This is a genomic window from Sphingopyxis macrogoltabida, from assembly GCF_001307295.1.
GTDB lineage: Bacteria > Pseudomonadota > Alphaproteobacteria > Sphingomonadales > Sphingomonadaceae > Sphingopyxis > Sphingopyxis macrogoltabida_B.
Genome location: NZ_CP012700.1, coordinates 577,191 through 594,501 on the forward strand (window position 1 = coordinate 577,191; position 17,311 = coordinate 594,501).

The window sequence follows — 17,311 nt, forward strand, 5'->3', positions numbered from 1 at the left end:
CCCGGGGCTCTTGTGGCCCGCATTTGAAAATTATGCGTTCGACTAACTTTAGTCAAGTGAGTAAAGTCGGACACTTGTCCGGCGAGGGCGAACTGGCTAGGCGGAGGGGAGGAGGCCCTAAAAAAGTGACCAATTTCATCGTTCCCGACCTGAAGATCACGCCGCGGACGGGGGGGTATGCGCGGGGTCAGGATGGCTTTGAGCAGATATTGCGGTCGGCGCTGACGCTGTTGGTCGATCAGGGCGCATCGGCGCTGACGCTGCGCCGAATCGCCACCGAATCGGGAATGAACGTCGGCAGCCTCAACTATTATTTCAAATCGAAGGACGACCTGATTCGCGAACTGCTGAATGCGGTGATCAGCAGTTACGAGGAAGCGTTCGACGAGATCATCCACGAGCCCGGCGCAAGCGCCGAGGCGCGGCTCGAGAATCTGGTCGAGCTCATCCTCGAGGATATCACGACGAAGAAGACGACGCGCTTCTTTCCCGAACTCTGGGCGATGGCGAACCATGACGGCTTCGTTCACGACCGGATGAACGAGCTTTACGAACGTGCGCGCGTATCGCTCAACGAACTGATCGCGGAGATCAACCCCAGCCTGTCGGGCGAAGCGCGCGAAATACTGGCGCTGTTCATTTCCGCGTCAATGGAGGGAATGACGGTCTTCGCGGGCTATGAGAAGCCCTGGGCCGCGCGGATGCCGGTCCTGCAGGCGCTCGCCAAAAAATCCTTCATCGAGCTGGTGAAAAATCTGCGGTCCGAAGACCTGAAAGTCGAATAGCCGGCTCTGCTCTGCTGCGCTATCGAGAGAAAAGTTCGAACGGCGCCCAATGGGCAGGGTGCGCCACGCGCGCTTCGCCGTCGCTTCCCTTGCGGATCTTGCGGATCGCCTCGCGGAGCGCGGTGGCGGGATCGGAACCGGCGCGCAGTCCGCGGACGGTGCCGACCGATAGGCGCCGCGCGACATCGTCGCGGACCGGCCAGTGGCTGGCCATCACCTCGTCCGCACCGGCGAGGAAAAAGCCCTGTACCAGCCCCGAAAGCTGCGGCCGGTCGGCACCGGCGGCGCCCGCGGTGTTGCATGCCGACAGGATGACCAGCCGCGCCGGCAGGCTGAGACCGCCGATCTCGCTCGGTTTGAGCAGGCCGTCGTCGCCGCCGGCCGGGGTCAGCAGCAGTGCCGGTTCGTCGAGCCCGTCGAGTTCGCCCGAGATCAGGCCGTGCGTCGCAAAAGCGAGCACGGCGCCGCGCGGCACGGTGGTCGCGCGCAATTCGGCTTCGGTCGCGCGCTCGCCGATCAGCAGGCGCGAATTGCCGCCGCCGATCGCGGCGGCCAGCGCCGATAGCTCGCGCGCGGCATCGGGAAGCTCGGGTAAGGCATCGATGGCCCGCGCGGTGCCGGCGGAGCGCATCGCCATCAGCGATCCGGCCTTGCGGCCTTCGACCCCGCCGAGAGCGATCAGCGTGCCGTCGGCGGGCGCCGCATCGCCATGCGGATCGCCGGCCCGCGGCGCGCGGACGCGCCGGCTGAGCGCGAGGCGGTCGATCAGATAATCGCCGCTGCGGGCGTCGGGCACGAGCAGGCCGAAGGGCAGCGCACCGAGCGGGCCGTTGGCGATCACCGCGAGCTGGCGCATGGGGCGCAGCATTGCGGCCGCCTTTTCCGGAAACAGCAACGCATGGAGGTCGGCCGCCGCCGCCCGGTCGAAGGCGCCGCGATCGCCCGCGTCGAGCGAGGCGCGGAGCCGTGCGACGAGCGCCCCGACCGGCGCGTCGGCCGGGATCAGATATTGGAGCGGTTCGCCGCCGCGCGTCAGCGTCGCCAGCCACGCGCCGCCCAGATCGGTGAGCATCGCGGTTGCGCCGGCCTCGCCGGTCGCGGCTTCCATTTCGGCGAGCGTCGACGGCGTGAAGACGAGCCGGGCGAGTTCGGGCGGCGCAAGCCCTGCGTCAAGCGCAAGGATCGCCTGCCGGTTGGCCGCGAGTTCTCCGGTCACGGCGACAAGGTCGAAGGCCGGATCGGGGCGTGCGAGGTTCGCCTCGATCCGGGCGTTCAGCCCCTGACGCGCGGCCAGCAACTGGCGCCGTTCGGCAACCTTGGTCGCGAACACCGTGTCGGTCGCTGCGGCGCGTTCGCTTTCGGCGATCGCCAGCGCATCGTCGATACTGCTGCGCGCCGCCCATTGCTGCGCCCCGAACGCGTCGTCCACGGCGCCCCGACGGGCGAACAGTTCGGCGAGCCAGCCATAGGCCGGGCGCTGGCGTTCGGCCTGCGCCGACCCGCGCGCGAGGTTGGCGCCGAGCGTGAGCGCGGCGAACAGGCTGCGCGCCTCGGCAACCAGATCGGCGGCCGGACGGCTGTCGCGGCGATCCTGCGCGCGCAGCAACATGGCGCGGGCCAGCAGCAGGTCGGGGTGGTCGGCGGGCAGCATTTTCATGCGCAGCGCGACCGCTTCCGCCGCCGCATTTTCGGCGCCCGCCCAGTCGGCGTTGGCGAACGCCGCCTTCGCCAGATTGTCGCGCGCATTGGCGCGATCGCGATGCCCTTCGGGCAGGCGCTCGTCGCGGATGGCCAGCAGCTCGCGGGCCAGCGGCTGCGCCTCGGCGCCGCGGCCGGTGCCGATCAGCGCGATCAGCCGCGTATCGCGCGCGACGAGCGCCCGGTCGCTTTGCGCGCCGAGCTGCTTGTCGATGATCGGCGTCGCGACGTCGAGGAAGGCGATGGCGTCGTCATATTGCCTGGCGCGGGTCAGCGCCTGCGCAAACTGCACCCGCATCGCGGCGCTGTTCTGGTTGGGCCCGCCGCTTGCCTTTTCGGTCAGTTCGAAAGCGCGCCGGATCATCGGCATCGCGTCGTGCGGGCGGTTGATGCGAAACAGGACGGCGCCGAAATTGGCGTAGAGATTGGCCATCATCGGGTGGTCGGCGCCCAGTGCGCCGCCGGTCCGCCCGATGGCATTCTGCGCCGCGGCGATTGCTTCCTCGGTGCGGCCGGCCGAATAGAGATAGACGATCCGGTTGGCGCTCCACACCGCGACCGCCGGAGGGACGGGGTCGAGCGCGAGCCCCATCTCGATCGCCTGCGCGTTGCGTTCGAGCGCTTCGTCGAGGCGCCCCTGTTCGAGATAGGCGGCGGCAAGATTGGAAAGCGCGACGGCGTGGTCGCTACTCGCCGCGTCCTTCGCATAATCGGCGACGAGCTGTTCGTTGAGCGCGAGCGAGGCCTTATGATCGCCCTTGAAGCTGGCGATATAGGCGCGGAGGCTGAGCGTGTCGCACCAGCTCTTGCGATAGCTGGGCGTCTTTTCGAGTTGCGGCGCGATCCGGTCGATAATCGCAAGCGCCGCGTCCATCTCGCCCGCCGAAGCGCGCGAGATGGCGCCATAGAGCTCGCGCGCCGCGATCTCGGGATGCCCGGCCGGGTAGAGGCGCCGCGCCTCGGCCAGCGTTTCGTCGGCGAGGGCGCGATAGGCGGCCTGATCGGCTTCGGGTTCGGCGACCTCGATGCGCGCAACGAGAGCGTCGAGCTTCGCGCGGTCGACGGGCGAGGCCGGCGCTGCGGCTACTCCCGCGCTCCACGCCAGACATATTGCCATTGCCGCCAGCCGCGCCGCCCGGCCCGTTCCATCCCGCATCGCTCGTCCCCCGATTTGCGTGCGACCCCGCGTGCTCTTGCGCCGGAAGGGGCGTAAAATTCAAGCCTTTTGAAGAAATTCGAGGACGGGGAATGAAAATGGGCCGGCTGGTTTTGGCCGGTTTTTGCCGTCTGGGCCAACCTTACTCGTTCGCATCGAGCGAAGTCGAGATGCCCCTCAGGCTGGGCGTAAGGCCGACGGGTGTCTCGACTTCGCTCGACACGAACGGAAATAAAGGACGGTCAGAAATCCACCCCATTCCAGTCCACGGGCGGCCGACCAAACGCTAGTCGAGGACGAGGTAATAATTCACCCGCCGCGCGCCGCCGTTGCTGAGTTCGATCCGATAACGCTGGGTAAAGACCGGGGTGAACCGGCAATCGCGGGCGTGCGCCGGGGTGCGGTCGCAGACGAGCTTGCCGTCGCCGTCGTAGATGCGCAGCCGGAGTTCGCTTTGCGGCTGCGAGTCGGCCGCAATGGTCGCCGCCTGTCCGGACAGGAAGAGCTGGTTCAGGCTGGTCTCGTTGCCGGGCGCGAGCGTGCCGCGCACATAGCCGGGGCCGAGCGCGCGGCCGCGTAACGGCGGGAGCTTGTCGGCAACGGCGGCGCGCCAGGCGGGAACCGGGTCGTCGGCGACGGCGTCGTCGAGTGGCCGCGCGCCGCGCTGGCCGAGCCGGAGCAACGTCGACGCGAGCACCCGCTTGTCGCCATTCCCGTGCGCCGCGTCGGCGGCGGCGAGGTCGGCCGCGACGCCGCTGGCCCGCGATGCGCCGGACGGAGCGGCGGCGGCGTGGGGTTTGGTGCCATGCGCCGCGCATCCGGCAAGCGCCGCAACAAGGCCGATGCCGATCCAGCGGGAGTGACTGCGCCCGGTCATGTCGCCTGTTCCTTTACGATGAAGCGCGCGCCCTTTTCGGACGGCGCCAGCGTGAGTGTCAGATCGTGGCGCTCGGCGATCGCACGCGCCAGCGCGAGGCCGAGCCCGCTTCCCGGTGCGTCGGGCCGGACATTGGCGCTGCGATGGAAGCGTTCGAAGATTTTTTCGCGGTCGGTTTCGGGCACGCCGGGCCCGTCGTCCTCGACCGTCAGCACCGGACCCGGCGCGAGCGCGAGGCGCACCTTGCTGCCCGCCGGCGCATATTTGAGCGCATTGTCGAGCAGGTTGGTGACGAGCTGGCCCAGCTGGGCCTCTTCACCCTCGAAGACGATTCCGGGGGCGACCGACCAGGAAAAATCATGCCCCGAATCCTCGGCGCTGTCGGCGTAAAGTTCGCAGATGCGCGTCACCATCGCGCTGAGATCGACCGGGCGCAGCCCGTGGCGGTCGCCGCGCCGCGCCTTGCTCGCGGCGATGTCGAGCAGCGATTCGAGCATCGCCACCAGCCGCTTGATGTCGCCGCGCGCCTCGAGCAGTCGCGCCGCGACGGCGCTGTCGGTGCCCGCCGCGAGCGCCTTGGTGAGCCGCCCGTCGAGGTGCATCAGCGGGGTGCGGATCTCGTGCGCGATCTGGTCGGAGGCATCGCGATACGCCTCGATCAGCCGCTTTTGCCGCGACAGCGCCGCGGCGCTGTGGCCGGTGAGTTCGTCGATCTCGTCGCGCGCGGTGCCGCTGCGCAGCGTCGCCAGCCGGTCCTCGTCGGAATCGCGAAAGGCGTCGTTGATGCGCTCGATCCGCCAGTGCAGCCGGCCCGCAGCGGCGCGGCCAAGCCCGCCGACGAGCAGCACGAACAGCGCGCCGCCGCCGAGAAAGACCAAAGCCACGCGTTGCAACAGCGCGCCATTGTCGCCGGTATCGCGCGCGACGACGAGCTGGAGCGTGGGGCCGAGGCGGGTGGCGCGGGCATAGACTTCGGTGCCGGCGCCGATACGGATCGTCCCGCTTTCCGAAACCCCGGCGTCGAGTTCGGGCCATTCGGCGATGTCGCCCGCGAGCCGCTCACCGCGGGCATCGGCGAGCATGTAATGCGGCGCGCCGCCGTCCGACGGGGTGATCGCCAGCCGGTCGGCGATGCGCCGTTCGAGTTCGCCGCGTCCGCTGGTGGCATAGATATCGACGAGCCCGGCGAGATCGACATCGACCGCCTTGCGCGCCGAAGCGGCGACCGTCGCGCGGATCGTCTGGTCGGTCAGTATCCACAGGCCGGAGACGAGCGCCAGCGACAACAGGATCGCGAGGCGGACGATGCGCGAGAAGATCGAACGGCGGGCGATCGCTCCTACCTCCCGTCGAGCAGGCGGTAGCCCGAGCCCCAGATGGTTTCGAGCGCGGGGGTCGCGAACTCGTCCTCGAGCTTGCGCCGCAGGCGGCCGACATTGACGTCGACGACGTTCGTCTGCGGGTCGAACGACATGTTCCACACATCGCGCAGCAGCATCTCGCGCGTCACCACCTCGCCGGCATTTTCCATGAAATAGCGGAACAGTTCGAACTCGCGCGGGCTGAGCGCGAGATGCCGGTTCTGGCGAAAGGCGGTGCGCGCCTTCACATGGCATTCGAACGCGCCATAGAGGATGACGGCGCTATGCTCGCGCCCCGATGCGCGGCGGTAGAGGGCGCGCAGCCGCGCCATCAGTTCCTCGGCCTCGAACGGCTTGGCGAGATAATCGTCGGCGCCCGCGTCGAGCCCTTCGGCGCGGTCGGTGGTGCGTCCGAGCGCCGAGAGCATGAGCACCGGCGTGCCCACCCCGCTTTCGCGGAGCCGCTTGACGATCGTCAGCCCGTCGAGGTCGCCGAGCATGCGATCGAGGATGATGACGTCGAATTTTTCCATGCCGGCGCGCAGCAGCCCGCCGGCGCCGCTGTTTTCCCAGGTGACGATGTCGCCGCGCGCGGCGGCGAGCGCCTGCACCTCGGAGGCGGCGCGCTGGTCATCCTCGACATATAATATCTTCAGCGTTTCCATGATGTTGGCGCTGCAATCCCCCATAATGGCAGGCGACCCCGCCCCTTCTGGCATGGCCGAAGGGACGGGGCAAGCATGCTGCCCGGCCGAAGAGGGTCGCGGCGCCCCGGTCAACGCGGCGCTTTGAAGCTGACCAGCCCGCCGAGCAGGCGCTCGGCGCGCTGGCGCAGGTCGGCCGCGTCGCCGGGCTGCGGCGCCGCCGTCGGCAGGGCAGGCGTACCGGGCGCGGCGACAGGCAGTGCGCCTGCCGACGATGCGGACCAGCGGCCCCAATCAGCCGAGAGCGATGCGGGCGGCGGCGAACCGGTCCCGGCGGGTGCGCCCGTCGGCAGCGGCGCCGTCGGGGCCGCAGTCGCCGCGACCGGGCTGCCGCCGCTGGGCGCCATGCGGGCATAGGGGTTGGTCGGCGCGGCCGGCTGGCCGGCGAAGGCGGCGACGCCCGAGACGACAAGCCCGGCGCCGGCGTCATTGACCGTATAGGCGGCGCCGAAATGGGTCGCGCCGGGACCGAAGAGAGCGCCGCGCACATTGCTGGAGCAGGTGGCGGTGCAACTCGCCGCGGTGGTCCCGCTGATCAGCGCAAGGCCGTCTATCTCGTTGTTGCCAGTCAGGCGGTAGCCGCCGTTGTTGGGATCGGCCGCGCCGCCTGCGGTCTTCACGTTCCAGCCATATTGGTCGATGCCGATATCGAAATCGAAGCCAACGCGCTTCGTCGCGAAATCGACCGCGAGGTTGCCGGTGAAACTGCCCGGTGCGAGGTTGGCCAGCCGGTCGGTCGGTCGCGTCGCGCCGACGAGGGCATAGTCGACACGGCCGGTCGTCGGCAGCGCGGTCGCGAAGGTGCCCGACAGGATCGGGTTGCCGCTGTTGGCGAGGTTCGGATCGTCGAGGCCGAAATTATTGGTGTCGAGCCAGCGCGTCCAGCCAATGACACCATCGACGCTGCCGCTCTCGTCGGCGGGGCCGGGGCGCTGGACGCCCTGCGGCGAGCCATTGTCGCGCGTCCAGCCGACCAGCACGCCCGCATCGTCATAGGTGACTTTCGAACGATATTGGGCGTCGAAATTGGCGTAGGTCAGGTTGATCAGATATTGGTTCTCATACTGGCCGGTCGCGATGCCGGGTTCCGGCTGTGGTTCGGGGTCCGGATCGGGGCCGGGCCCGCCCGAGCCCGTCGCGGCAAAGGCAACCGCGCCCTGGATTCGCTCGGCGGTCTGGAAATTGGGGTTGTCGACGGTCTGATAGGTCATGCCGACGCGGTCCGCCGAGCCGCCAAAGCCGCCGTAGAAGAGGATCAGGCAGCCGTCGCTGGAGCAGGCGTCGCCGTTGCCGGTCATCTTGCCGTTCATGTTGAACACCGGATTGACCCCGAAGGTGCTGACGAGGGCGCCGTCGGCGCGGCCTTCCGACGCGAAGTCGTAGCGCACGTCGCCGCCCGCTTCGGGCATGACGATGGTGCCGTCGAAACCATAGCTGAGGCTGGAGGCGTCGAAGCCGATGGTCAGGTTCGCGTCGAAGGTGCCCGGTGCGGCGCGGCCCGATGCGAAGACGGGTTTCGTGGCCGCGAGCACGTCGTAATCGATCGTGCCGCTGGTCGGCAGCGGCGTCGTCAGCGGTGCGGTGACCACCCACGGAATGCCGCCGTTCGCGCCGACGTCGTTATTGAAGCCGCGGAAGCGTGGGGCGCCGTCGGTATAGCGTCCGACAACGACCGAGGCATCGCCCGCGACGTCGACCGCCTGTGCGGTGCCGATGCCGAGATCGCCGGCATCGGTGAGCACGCCATTGGCGTCGAGTTGCGGCGTGGCCGAGGCCTGGTAGGAGACGCCGGCATGCACGGCATAGGCGCGGGCGCCGGTGGTGCCGCTGGGAAAGCCGCCGGCATATTGCGGATTGTCGGGGCCACCGGGATCGGGAAGGCCCGCGAACTGGTCGGGATCGCCGCCGGTTTCGAGATAGGCGAGATAGTCGGTCAGGAAAGCGAGGACCGCCCCCGAAAGGCGGTCGTCGAGCACGCCCGCCCCGTCGAGCAGCGTAAGATAGGTCTCGATCTGCTCGGGCGTCAGCGCGGTATATTCGGAAGGCCGGCCGCCGCCGAGGAGGAAGCTGTAATAGGCCTGCACCGCCGCGAGATAGTCGCTGTACACCGGCAAGCCGCCATATTCGACCGGATCGCCGCCCGCGGCGAGGAAGGCGTAATATTGCGCGAAGAAAGCGTCGAGCCCGGTGTGGCTCGTGAAGCCGCCGGCGCCGTTCAGCGCCGCGAGATAGGTCCTGATCTGCGCTTGCGTCAGCACGGTATAATCGCCCGGCAGCCCGCCTGCGGCGAGGAACGCATAATAGGCGTTGAGCGCCGAGACGTAGTTGGCATAGACGGGCAGGCCGCTGAAGCCGTTCGGCGCTCCGCCGCCTGCGAGATAGGCGAAATAGGCGTTGAGCAGGTCGGCGTTGGCGCCGAGCAGGCTGTTCGCCTGTCCCGATCCGGTGACGCTGGCGAGGTAGGTTTGCAGCGTTGTGAGCTGCTGTTCGTCATAGTCCGCCGGCAGCCCGCCCGCGGCGAGAAAAGCGGCATAGGCGTTGAGCGCCGCGGCGAACGCCGCGAAATCGGGCGGTACCGGCAGGCCCGCAAAATTATCGGGATTGCCGCCGCCCGCGAGGAAGGCGAAATAGTCGCTGTAGAAGCCCGCGAGTTCGGCGAGGAAGGCGTTGCTCGCCCCGGCGGTTTGCAGCGCCGCGAGATAGGCGCGGATCGTTTCCTGCGACAGCGCGCCATAGGCGGAAGGAACGCCGCCGTTCGCGAGATAGGCATAATAGGCCGATAGCGCGTTGGCATAGCCGGCGAAGATGTTCGCGTTCAGCCCGGGAAAGGCGTTCGGCTGTCCGCCATTCTGGAGGAAGGCGAGATAGGCAGCAAAGAATTCGGTGCGGTCGCCGAGGAAGCGGTCGAGCGCGCCGCCCGCCTGCAGGGCGGCGAGGTAGGCGCGAAGCTGTTCGATGTCGGCGCCGTCATAGTCCGACGGCAAATTGCCGGCGGCGAGGAACGCGAAATAGGCGTCGAGCTGGGACGCATAGCCCGCGAAGATATTGGCGGGGAGGCCGGCAAAGGCATCGGGCGCACCGCCGCCGCGCAGGAAGGCGAGATAGGCCGAATAGAAGGCCGCCCGGTCGCCCGCGACCGTATCGAGCAGCCCCGCGTCGGCGAGCGTTTCGAGATAGGAGCGCAGCGTCGCGGCGTCGAGCGCGCCATAGGCGCTGGGCAGGCGGCCGCTGGCGAGGAAGGCGAAATAGGCGTCGAGCGCGGCGCGATATTCGGCCGCAAAGGCGATGCCGCCATTGCCGAGATAGGCGGTGAGCAGCGCGCGGTCGGTGGCCCCGAGCCGCTGGACGAGCCCGCTGTCGGCGAGGAAGCGGATATAGGCGTCGATCGTCGCCGCGCTGGCCTGACCGAAGTCGGCGGGATTGCCGCCGCCGCGGATGAAAGCGAAATAGGCGGCGGTCAGGTCGGTGAAGTTGCGGCCGAAGCGGTCAGGACTGCCGCCGCCCTGCAGGAAGGCGAGATAGGCGTCGGCAAGCACGCGATCCTGCGCGCCGAGCTGACCGAGCCGGCCGGTACGCCCGGCATAGGCGATGAAGGCGTTGATGTCGGCGAGGCTGGCGCCGCCGAAGCTCGACGGCGCGGCGTTCGAACGGAGCAGGTCGAGATACTGGCCGAGGAAAGCCGCATAGGCGGTGAGGAAATCGGCCCCCGACCTGCCGGCGGCGAGATGCGCCAGATAGGTGCGGATGATGTCGGCCTGCGCGCCCGGAAACGGTGTGCCGCCATAGGCGTGTTCGAGCCCCGCCGCACCGGCGACGAGCAGCGCGAGGTCGCCGCTCGGGAAGCTCTCGATCGCCGGATTGGCGACCGCCGCATCGACGCGCCGCGCCGCCGCGAGCACATCGCTCGATGCGCCCGCCGCCGCCAGCGCGTCGCCGAGCGTCACGGGCACGCCGTTCGCCGCGGCCGCCGCGGGGCCTCCCGCGCGCATGTCGGCGACCGGTGCATCGGCTGCATCGCCGGCGGCCGGCGTCGTCTGCGCGCCGTTCGAAACGACCTGCTGCGCGCGTTCGCCCGGCGCGAAGGCGAAAAGCTGGCCTGCCGCGAAGCGGCGCGGTGCGTCCGCCGGGCCGATATCGACCGCGCCGGTCAGCACATGGCCGCGGCCCTTGCCGTCGGCGCCGACGCTGAAGGTCGCCGCCGCCGCGCGCCCGGCGATACGGCCCTCGACCCCGTCGGGCATGCGCACGACCGTCGTGCCGTCGCCGCCCGCGACGGTCAGGCTGCCGGCATAGAGATGGACCGAGCCGTCGGTGTCGATGCGATAGTCGGCGACGCCGAGCACCGAAACGATCGCGCCGTCGCCGAGGCGGACCTGCTTCAGCCCGTCGAGTTGGTTGACGCGGGCGCCGAATTCGAAACTCTTGTCGCCTTTCGACGAGAAGAGCAGGTCGCCGGCAAAGGCGGGGGCGGCGAGCGACAGGCTCGACGCGCCGACGAGCAGGGCGGCGGCTAGGCGAATTTGGGGGCGAAGCTGGGCGTTGTGCGTCATGGTCGTCTCTCCCGGTCCGGATCAGAATTCGAGGCGAAGGCCGAGCGAGGCGGTCCAGCGCTCGTAATCGTAAAGGGCGATGTTGCTCCAGTTGCGCGTCCAGGTGGCGCGCGGCTGGAGGAAAAGGGTGTCGGTCAGCGCGACCTTGATCCCCGCGGTGAGGTCGAGCCGCTCGTCATTGCGCTCGACGAGGAACAGCGCGTCGGCCTGATCGTAGCGGCGCAGGTCGAAGGCGGCGCCCGCGACGAGCGCGATGCGGTTCGCGACCGGGAATTCGCCGCCGATATTGGCGCCGACGAACCAGTTAGATTCGGCATCGCCCGCCGCGCGGCGTGTCTCTTCCTTGCCGCCCGACAGCCCGGCGGCGATGGTGCGCGTGACATAGCCCATGCCAACGGCATAGCGATCGGCATCGCGGGTCGGCGCGCCGTCATAGTCGAGCCGGTTCCACTGCGCCGACAGCGTCAGCGCACGGCCGCCGCTCAGCGTCTTGGTATATTGGCCGATGACGCCATAAGCGGTCCGATAGCCGTCGTGGCCGAGCCAGAATTTCTGCACTTGTCCCGACAAGGACACGACGTCGCGATTGGCGAAGCTGTGCGCATAGCCGGCAGTCCCGGTCAGCGCCGCCTGATCGAAGCGGCGACTATCGAAATTGTCGCGCCAGTTGCCGAGTGCGCTCGCGAACAGCCGGTCCTGCCGTCCGATCGCGGTGATGGCGGACACGCCGCCCTGGATCTCGTAATATTCGTCGCCCTGCGCCACCGCACCCGGCCCCAGCGTGCCGGGGCCGAGGAAGCTAAACAGCGGGATGACGATGGTGTTGAGGTCGGTGGCGGCGTTGATATTGTCGTCGTAACCGGCGCGGGCGTCGATAAAGCCGGACACGTCGGAACCGCCGCCCGCGATCTGCTTGTCGAACTGCCGCACGAAGCCGGTGAAGCGCTGGCGCACCGGGTCGGGCAGGCTGGGGTCGTCGACGACGGTGGCGAATTCCTGCCGCGCGGTGTCGATATCGCCGGCCAGCGCATAGGCGCGGGCGAGTTCGGCGCGCGCCGGGGCGTTCTCCGGCTGGACCGCGAGCACGCGCTGGAAGGCGATCACCGCTTCGCCGTAGCGCCCCGCGTCGAGCGCGGCGATGCCGAGACGATAGTCGAAACCGGGATCGCCGGCCCGCGTTGCGGCTTCGGCTGCCAGTTGGTCATATGCCGCCGCTTCCTGTGCCTGCGCGGCGCCATGCGGTGCGAGCAGGGCGATGAGCAGCGGTGCGGTGCGGGAAAAAAATCGTTTCGCCATGGCCTCTTCCGTCGATCGTTGCGTTCGCGATGATCTAGGGTTGGAGCGGGGCGCTTGTCCGGTGACGAAGTTCGTCCGAATGATGACAAAGGCTGATAGCTGTGGCGTGGCGGCCCGCGCGGCGACGGCGGTCGCTCAAATCATCGCGGGAAGCCGGGAGAAATCAGAATGTCGGCGGCGTGCAGGCGCTGACCAGTTCGCAAGGCTCGGGCCCCACGCAGCGGAAGCGATGCGACCGGCGGCTGTCGAAATAATAGGCGTCGCCGGGGCCCAGAATGCTGCGCTCGTCGTCGACCGTCACCTCCAGCCGCCCACTGATGATGATCGCGCCCTCTTCGCCGTCATGGACGAGCGCGATGCGCCCCGAATCCGCGCCGGGTTCATAGCGTTCCTTCAGGATTTGCAGGGCCCGCCCCGCCGCGCTGCGGCCGATTTGAAGGTAGGAGACCGGCCCCTTGCCGATCTCGGTCAGTTCGTCGGCGCGATAGAATATCTGCGCCGGGCGATCGGGCTCGATCGCGAAAAATTCGGCGAGGCCGATTGGGATGCCGTCGAGGATGCGTTTCAACGCGCCGACCGATGGGTTGGTCTGGTTCGCCTCGATGAGCGAGATCGTCGAGTTGGTCACGCCCGCCTTTTTGGCGAGCTGGCGCTGCGACAGGCCATATTGGGTCCGAACAAATCGCAGCCTCGCCCCGACATCGACGCTCATCCATCGCTTCCTTATGTTGCAGCTGTTCGATATATCGCAACAGGCTGTGGCGGAAAGCATGAAAATCCGCCACCGGCGTGCGACGAAGTAAAGGGCTTGTTGCGCCTGCTTTGACGGGCTTCTCTAAGCGCCGGATAAACAAGGAAGCCGACATGCTCGATACACCGCTCGCCAATGCGCCGTCGCTCGACGCCTATTGGATGCCGTTTACCGCGAACCGCCAGTTCAAGGCGGCGCCGCGCCTGCTCTCGGCGGCGCAGGGCATGTATTATACGAGCGTCGACGGCCGCGAGGTGCTCGACGGCACCGCCGGGCTGTGGTGTGTCAACGCGGGTCACGGCCGGCGCCAGATCAGCAAAGCGGTGGCGCGCCAGCTCGACACGATGGATTATGCCCCGAGCTTCCAGATGGGCCACCCGATCGCGTTCGATTTCGCCGAGCGTCTCGCGGCGATGTCGCCCGGCGGACCGGCGGCGGGGCTCGACCGCGTCTTTTTCGCGGGGTCGGGGTCGGAGGCGGTCGACACCGCGCTCAAGATCGCGGTCGCCTATCAGCGGGCGGTCGGCCAGGGCACGCGCACCCGCCTGATCGGCCGCGAGCGGGGCTATCATGGCGTCGGTTTCGGCGGCATTTCGGTGGGCGGTCTGGTCAACAACCGGCGGGTGTTTCCGCAACTGCCGGGGACCGACCATCTGCGTCACACGCACGATCTGGCGCGCAACGCGTTCAGCCGGGGCCTGCCCGAGCATGGCGCCGAACTCGCCGACGATCTCGAGCGGCTGGTCGCGCTGCACGGCGCCGAGACGATCGCGGCGGTGATCGTCGAGCCGGTGGCCGGATCGACCGGCGTGCTGCTGCCGCCGGTAAATTACCTCGAGCGGCTGCGCGAAATCTGCACCCGCCACGGCATCCTGCTGATCTTCGACGAGGTGATCACCGGTTTCGGACGGCTCGGCGCGCCCTTCGCAGTCGATTATTTCGGGGTGGTTCCCGATCTGGTGACGACGGCCAAGGGGCTTACCAACGGCTGCATCCCGATGGGCGCGGTGTTCGCGAGCCGCGCGGTCCACGATGCCCTGATGCACGGTCCCGAGGCGCAGATCGAACTGTTCCACGGCTATACCTATTCGGGGCATCCCGTCGCTTGCGCGGCGGGGCTCGCGGCGCTCGACATCTATGCCGGCGAAGGGCTGTTGACGCGCGCCGGCGATATCGCGCCGGACTGGAGCGAGGCGATGCACAGCCTGCGCGGCCTGCCGCATGTGATCGACATCCGCACCATCGGCCTTGTCGCCGGGATCGAACTCGCGTCGCGCGACGGTGCGGCCGGCGAACGGGCCTATGACCTGTTCGTCGACTGTTTCGAACGCGGCCTGCTGATCCGCGTCACCGGCGACATCGTCGCGCTGTCGCCGCCGCTGATCGCCGAGACCGGGCATATCGACCGGATCGTCTCGACGCTGGGCGAAGCGCTCAAGCGCCTCGCCTGACCCGGCGGGCCGGCAAGCGAGAGGGCCCGGTCAGATCGGCAGCGCGGTCGTATATTTGGTCGTTCCCAGCGCGAAATGCGAAGAGCCCCCGGCGACCGCCGGATGCGCCAGCACGGTGTCCATCAGGAAGCTGTTATAACCGGCGACATCGGCGACCACGACACGCAGCAGATAATCCCAGTCGCCCGACATCGAGAAGCATTCGACGATTTCGGGACAGGATTGGACGAACTGTTCGAAACTGACCCGGTCGTCGATGCTGTGGCTGCGCACGCGGATGTTGCACAGCACGGTGACGCCGCGCCCGATCCGGGCAGGGTCGACCAGACGGACATGGCCGGTGAGGATGCCCGCGTCCTCCAGCGCCCGCACGCGGCGCCAGCAGGATGCGCTCGACGCGCCGACGCGCTCGCCCAGTTCGGCATGGCTAAGCGATGCGTCGCGCTGCAGCTCTGCAACGATTCTTCGGTCTATTGCGTCCAAGATTAATTCCTGTTTCAATTTCTGATCTAACAGGAAATTCCTGTTTCAGAATATGCCATAATCGGCGCGATTTTGAAAAGCAATTTTCGCCGTGACGCGGCATTATCGGCGCATGGCACAGGACATCCTCATTCGCCCCGACGGTACCGCCGCAGATTGGACCATCCCGCAGGATTGGGACGCCTATACGGCGGAGGATCATGCGACCTGGGACACGCTGTTCGATCGTCAGGCGCGGCTACTGCCGGGCCGCGTGACGCCCGAATTCATCGACGGCCTCGATATGCTGCGCCTGTCGAAGCCGGGCATCCCCGATTTCGACGAATTGTCCGAACGGCTGATGAAGGCGACCGGATGGCAGGTCGTCGCCGTGCCCGGGCTTGTCCCCGACGACGTGTTCTTCGACCATCTCGCCAACCGTCGCTTCGTCTCGGGCAATTTCATCCGGCGTCCCGATCAGCTCGATTATCTGCAGGAACCCGACGTGTTCCATGACGTCTTCGGCCATGTGCCGCTGCTCGCGCACCCGGTCTTCGCCGATTATATGCAGGCCTATGGCGAAGGGGGCCGCCGCGCCGCGCAGGCGGGCGTCATCGAAAAGCTCGCGCGCCTCTATTGGTATACCGTCGAATTCGGCCTCGTCCGTTCCGAGGGCGGGCTGAAGCTTTACGGTGCCGGTATCGTCTCCTCCTACACCGAGTCGGTCTTCGCGCTCGACGATCCGTCGCCGAACCGCATCGGTTTCGACCTGCGGCGCTTGATGCGAACCAAATATCGCATCGACGATTTCCAGCAGAATTATTTTGTCATCGACAGCTTCGAGGATCTTCTCGACCAGACGCTCAACACCGATTTCGGTCCGCTTTATGCCGAGCTGGAAGGGCAGGAGGATATCGAGATCGAAGCGATCCTGCCGACCGACCAGGTCTATACGCGCGGCACGCAGCGCTATGCCCGCGAGCAGGCCGCATGAGCGGCGGTCAGCTTTTCGGCGCGCTCGACCGCCAGCCGCCCGATGCGCTGCTTGCGGTCATCGGCATGCACCGCGCCGACCCGCGGCCCGACAAGATCGATGTCGGGGTCGGCGTCTATCGCGACGCGTCGGGCGCGACGCCCGTCATGCGCGCGGTCAAGCAGGCCGAGGCTCGCCTGCTCGCCGCGCAGCCGTCGAAAGCCTATCTGGGCGCCGAGGGTGACCAGCGCTTTACCGACCTGCTGGCCGGGATCGCGCTGGGGCCCGAACTCGCGGCCAGCGACCGCATCACCGGGGTGCAGACGCCGGGCGGCACGGGGGCTTTGCGCCTGGGCGCCGAACTGCTCGCGCGGTCCGGGGCGGGCACCATCTGGGTGGGAACGCCGACCTGGCCCAACCATGAGCCGATCTTCCGCGAGGCCGGGCTGACCGTTCGGCACCATGCCTATTTCGATGCCGAAAAAGCCGGGATCGACGAGCAGGCCTTTCTCTCCAGCCTCGATGCAGCCGCCCCGGGCGATGTCGTCCTTTTGCACGGCTGCTGCCACAACCCGACCGGCACCGCGCTGTCGCCGGACCAATGGCAGCGCCTCGTCGCCAAGCTGGCCGAGCGCCGCCTGATCCCCTTCGTCGACCTTGCCTATCAGGGCCTCGGCAAGGACCTCGATGCCGATGCCGCGGGCACGCGCACGCTGCTTGCGGCCGTCCCCGAGGCGTTGCTGGCCTATAGCTGCGACAAGAATTTCGCGCTTTATCGCGAACGGGTCGGGGCGCTTTGGGTCCAGTCCGCTGTGCCCGAAACCAGCGCTGCGGTGCGCGACACCATGCTCGTGCTGGCGCGAAGCCTGTGGTCGATGCCGCCCGATCACGGCGCTGCGGTCGTCCGCGTCATCCTCGAGGATGACGATCTGGCGGCCGAATGGCGCGCCGAACTCGATGCGATGTGCGCGCGCATCAACCGGCTCCGCACGCTGCTCGCGGCAACCCATCCGGCGCTCGCCTCCATCGCGCAGCAGCAGGGGCTGTTTGCGCTGTTGCCGATCGATGCCGCGGCGGTCGAGGCGCTGCGCGCCCAGCATGCGATCTATATGCCGGCCTCGGGCCGGATCAACATCGCCGGCCTGAACGAGGACAATGTCGCGCGCTTCGCCGCAGCGGTCGCGTCCTATCTCGGCGATGAGGCGGGTGCGGTTGTGCCGGATGCGGCGATCGCGACCGCTTGATCG

12 protein-coding genes are annotated in these 17,311 nt (G+C 68.1%); 4 read left to right on the top strand and 8 right to left on the bottom strand.

Going from position 1 to position 17,311, the window contains the following annotated elements:
• Window positions 1–125 precede the first annotated feature (125 nt).
• Complete coding sequence (locus tag AN936_RS02850) at window positions 126–785, top strand: TetR/AcrR family transcriptional regulator (protein ID WP_234715725.1); 660 nt, start codon at window positions 126–128, stop codon at window positions 783–785.
• Between the two features lie 19 nt (window positions 786–804).
• Here the strand turns inward: AN936_RS02850 and AN936_RS02855 are convergent, their stop codons facing one another.
• The 7 genes from AN936_RS02855 to AN936_RS02885 form a co-directional block, all read right to left on the bottom strand.
• The gene (locus AN936_RS02855) at window positions 805–3,639 is read right to left on the bottom strand and encodes a CHAT domain-containing tetratricopeptide repeat protein (RefSeq protein WP_054586813.1); all 2,835 of its coding nucleotides are present in this window, start codon (window positions 3,637–3,639) and stop codon (window positions 805–807) included.
• Between the two features lie 286 nt (window positions 3,640–3,925).
• Complete coding sequence (locus AN936_RS02860) at window positions 3,926–4,516, bottom strand: hypothetical protein (RefSeq protein ID WP_054586814.1); 591 nt, start codon at window positions 4,514–4,516, stop codon at window positions 3,926–3,928.
• Window positions 4,513–5,802 (bottom strand): sensor histidine kinase, encoded by a 1,290-nt coding sequence (locus tag AN936_RS02865; RefSeq protein ID WP_234715726.1) that lies wholly within the window; start codon window positions 5,800–5,802, stop codon window positions 4,513–4,515. The genes AN936_RS02860 and AN936_RS02865 overlap by 4 nt, the downstream gene beginning before the upstream one ends.
• Before the next feature lie 53 nt (window positions 5,803–5,855).
• Entirely contained in the window at window positions 5,856–6,542 is a 687-nt protein-coding gene (locus tag AN936_RS02870) for a response regulator transcription factor (RefSeq protein WP_054586815.1), read from the bottom strand.
• Between the two features lie 110 nt (window positions 6,543–6,652).
• The gene (locus AN936_RS02875) at window positions 6,653–11,131 is read right to left on the bottom strand and encodes a hypothetical protein (RefSeq protein WP_054586816.1); all 4,479 of its coding nucleotides are present in this window, start codon (window positions 11,129–11,131) and stop codon (window positions 6,653–6,655) included.
• A gap of 21 nt (window positions 11,132–11,152) precedes the next feature.
• The gene (locus AN936_RS02880) at window positions 11,153–12,427 is read right to left on the bottom strand and encodes a tetratricopeptide repeat protein (protein ID WP_054586817.1); all 1,275 of its coding nucleotides are present in this window, start codon (window positions 12,425–12,427) and stop codon (window positions 11,153–11,155) included.
• A 163-nt stretch (window positions 12,428–12,590) separates the two neighbouring features.
• Complete coding sequence (locus AN936_RS02885) at window positions 12,591–13,139, bottom strand: cupin domain-containing protein (RefSeq protein ID WP_054586818.1); 549 nt, start codon at window positions 13,137–13,139, stop codon at window positions 12,591–12,593.
• A gap of 152 nt (window positions 13,140–13,291) precedes the next feature.
• Between AN936_RS02885 and AN936_RS02890 the strand changes: the two genes are divergently transcribed.
• Entirely contained in the window at window positions 13,292–14,629 is a 1,338-nt protein-coding gene (locus AN936_RS02890; protein WP_054590070.1) for an aspartate aminotransferase family protein, read from the top strand.
• A 30-nt stretch (window positions 14,630–14,659) separates the two neighbouring features.
• On the opposite strand, the gene AN936_RS02895 is transcribed toward AN936_RS02890, so the two are convergent.
• A complete protein-coding gene (locus AN936_RS02895; RefSeq protein ID WP_420496831.1) occupies window positions 14,660–15,112 on the bottom strand; it encodes an Lrp/AsnC family transcriptional regulator in 453 nt (150 codons plus the stop codon).
• Between the two features lie 112 nt (window positions 15,113–15,224).
• Between AN936_RS02895 and phhA the strand changes: the two genes are divergently transcribed.
• Window positions 15,225–16,085, top strand: coding sequence for a phenylalanine 4-monooxygenase (phhA, locus tag AN936_RS02900; RefSeq protein WP_054586820.1), 861 nt, complete (start codon window positions 15,225–15,227; stop codon window positions 16,083–16,085).
• Complete coding sequence (locus tag AN936_RS02905) at window positions 16,082–17,308, top strand: amino acid aminotransferase (protein ID WP_054586821.1); 1,227 nt, start codon at window positions 16,082–16,084, stop codon at window positions 17,306–17,308. Before phhA ends, AN936_RS02905 begins: the two co-directional genes overlap by 4 nt.
• The last annotated feature ends 3 nt before the right edge of the window (window positions 17,309–17,311 follow it).

What these genes read in the sequence shown, in the direction of transcription:
- AN936_RS02855 (WP_054586813.1), bottom strand. Translation starts at nt 3,639, where the DNA reads ATGCGGGATGGAACGGGCCGGGCGGCGCGGCTGGCGGCAATGGCAATA.
- AN936_RS02860 (WP_054586814.1), bottom strand. Translation starts at nt 4,516, where the DNA reads ATGACCGGGCGCAGTCACTCCCGCTGGATCGGCATCGGCCTTGTTGCG.
- AN936_RS02870 (WP_054586815.1), bottom strand. Translation starts at nt 6,542, where the DNA reads ATGGAAACGCTGAAGATATTATATGTCGAGGATGACCAGCGCGCCGCC.
- AN936_RS02875 (WP_054586816.1), bottom strand. Translation starts at nt 11,131, where the DNA reads ATGACGCACAACGCCCAGCTTCGCCCCCAAATTCGCCTAGCCGCCGCC.
- AN936_RS02880 (WP_054586817.1), bottom strand. Translation starts at nt 12,427, where the DNA reads ATGGCGAAACGATTTTTTTCCCGCACCGCACCGCTGCTCATCGCCCTG.
- AN936_RS02885 (WP_054586818.1), bottom strand. Translation starts at nt 13,139, where the DNA reads ATGAGCGTCGATGTCGGGGCGAGGCTGCGATTTGTTCGGACCCAATAT.
- AN936_RS02890 (WP_054590070.1), top strand. Translation starts at nt 13,292, where the DNA reads ATGCTCGATACACCGCTCGCCAATGCGCCGTCGCTCGACGCCTATTGG.
- phhA (WP_054586820.1), top strand. Translation starts at nt 15,225, where the DNA reads ATGGCACAGGACATCCTCATTCGCCCCGACGGTACCGCCGCAGATTGG.
- AN936_RS02905 (WP_054586821.1), top strand. Translation starts at nt 16,082, where the DNA reads ATGAGCGGCGGTCAGCTTTTCGGCGCGCTCGACCGCCAGCCGCCCGAT.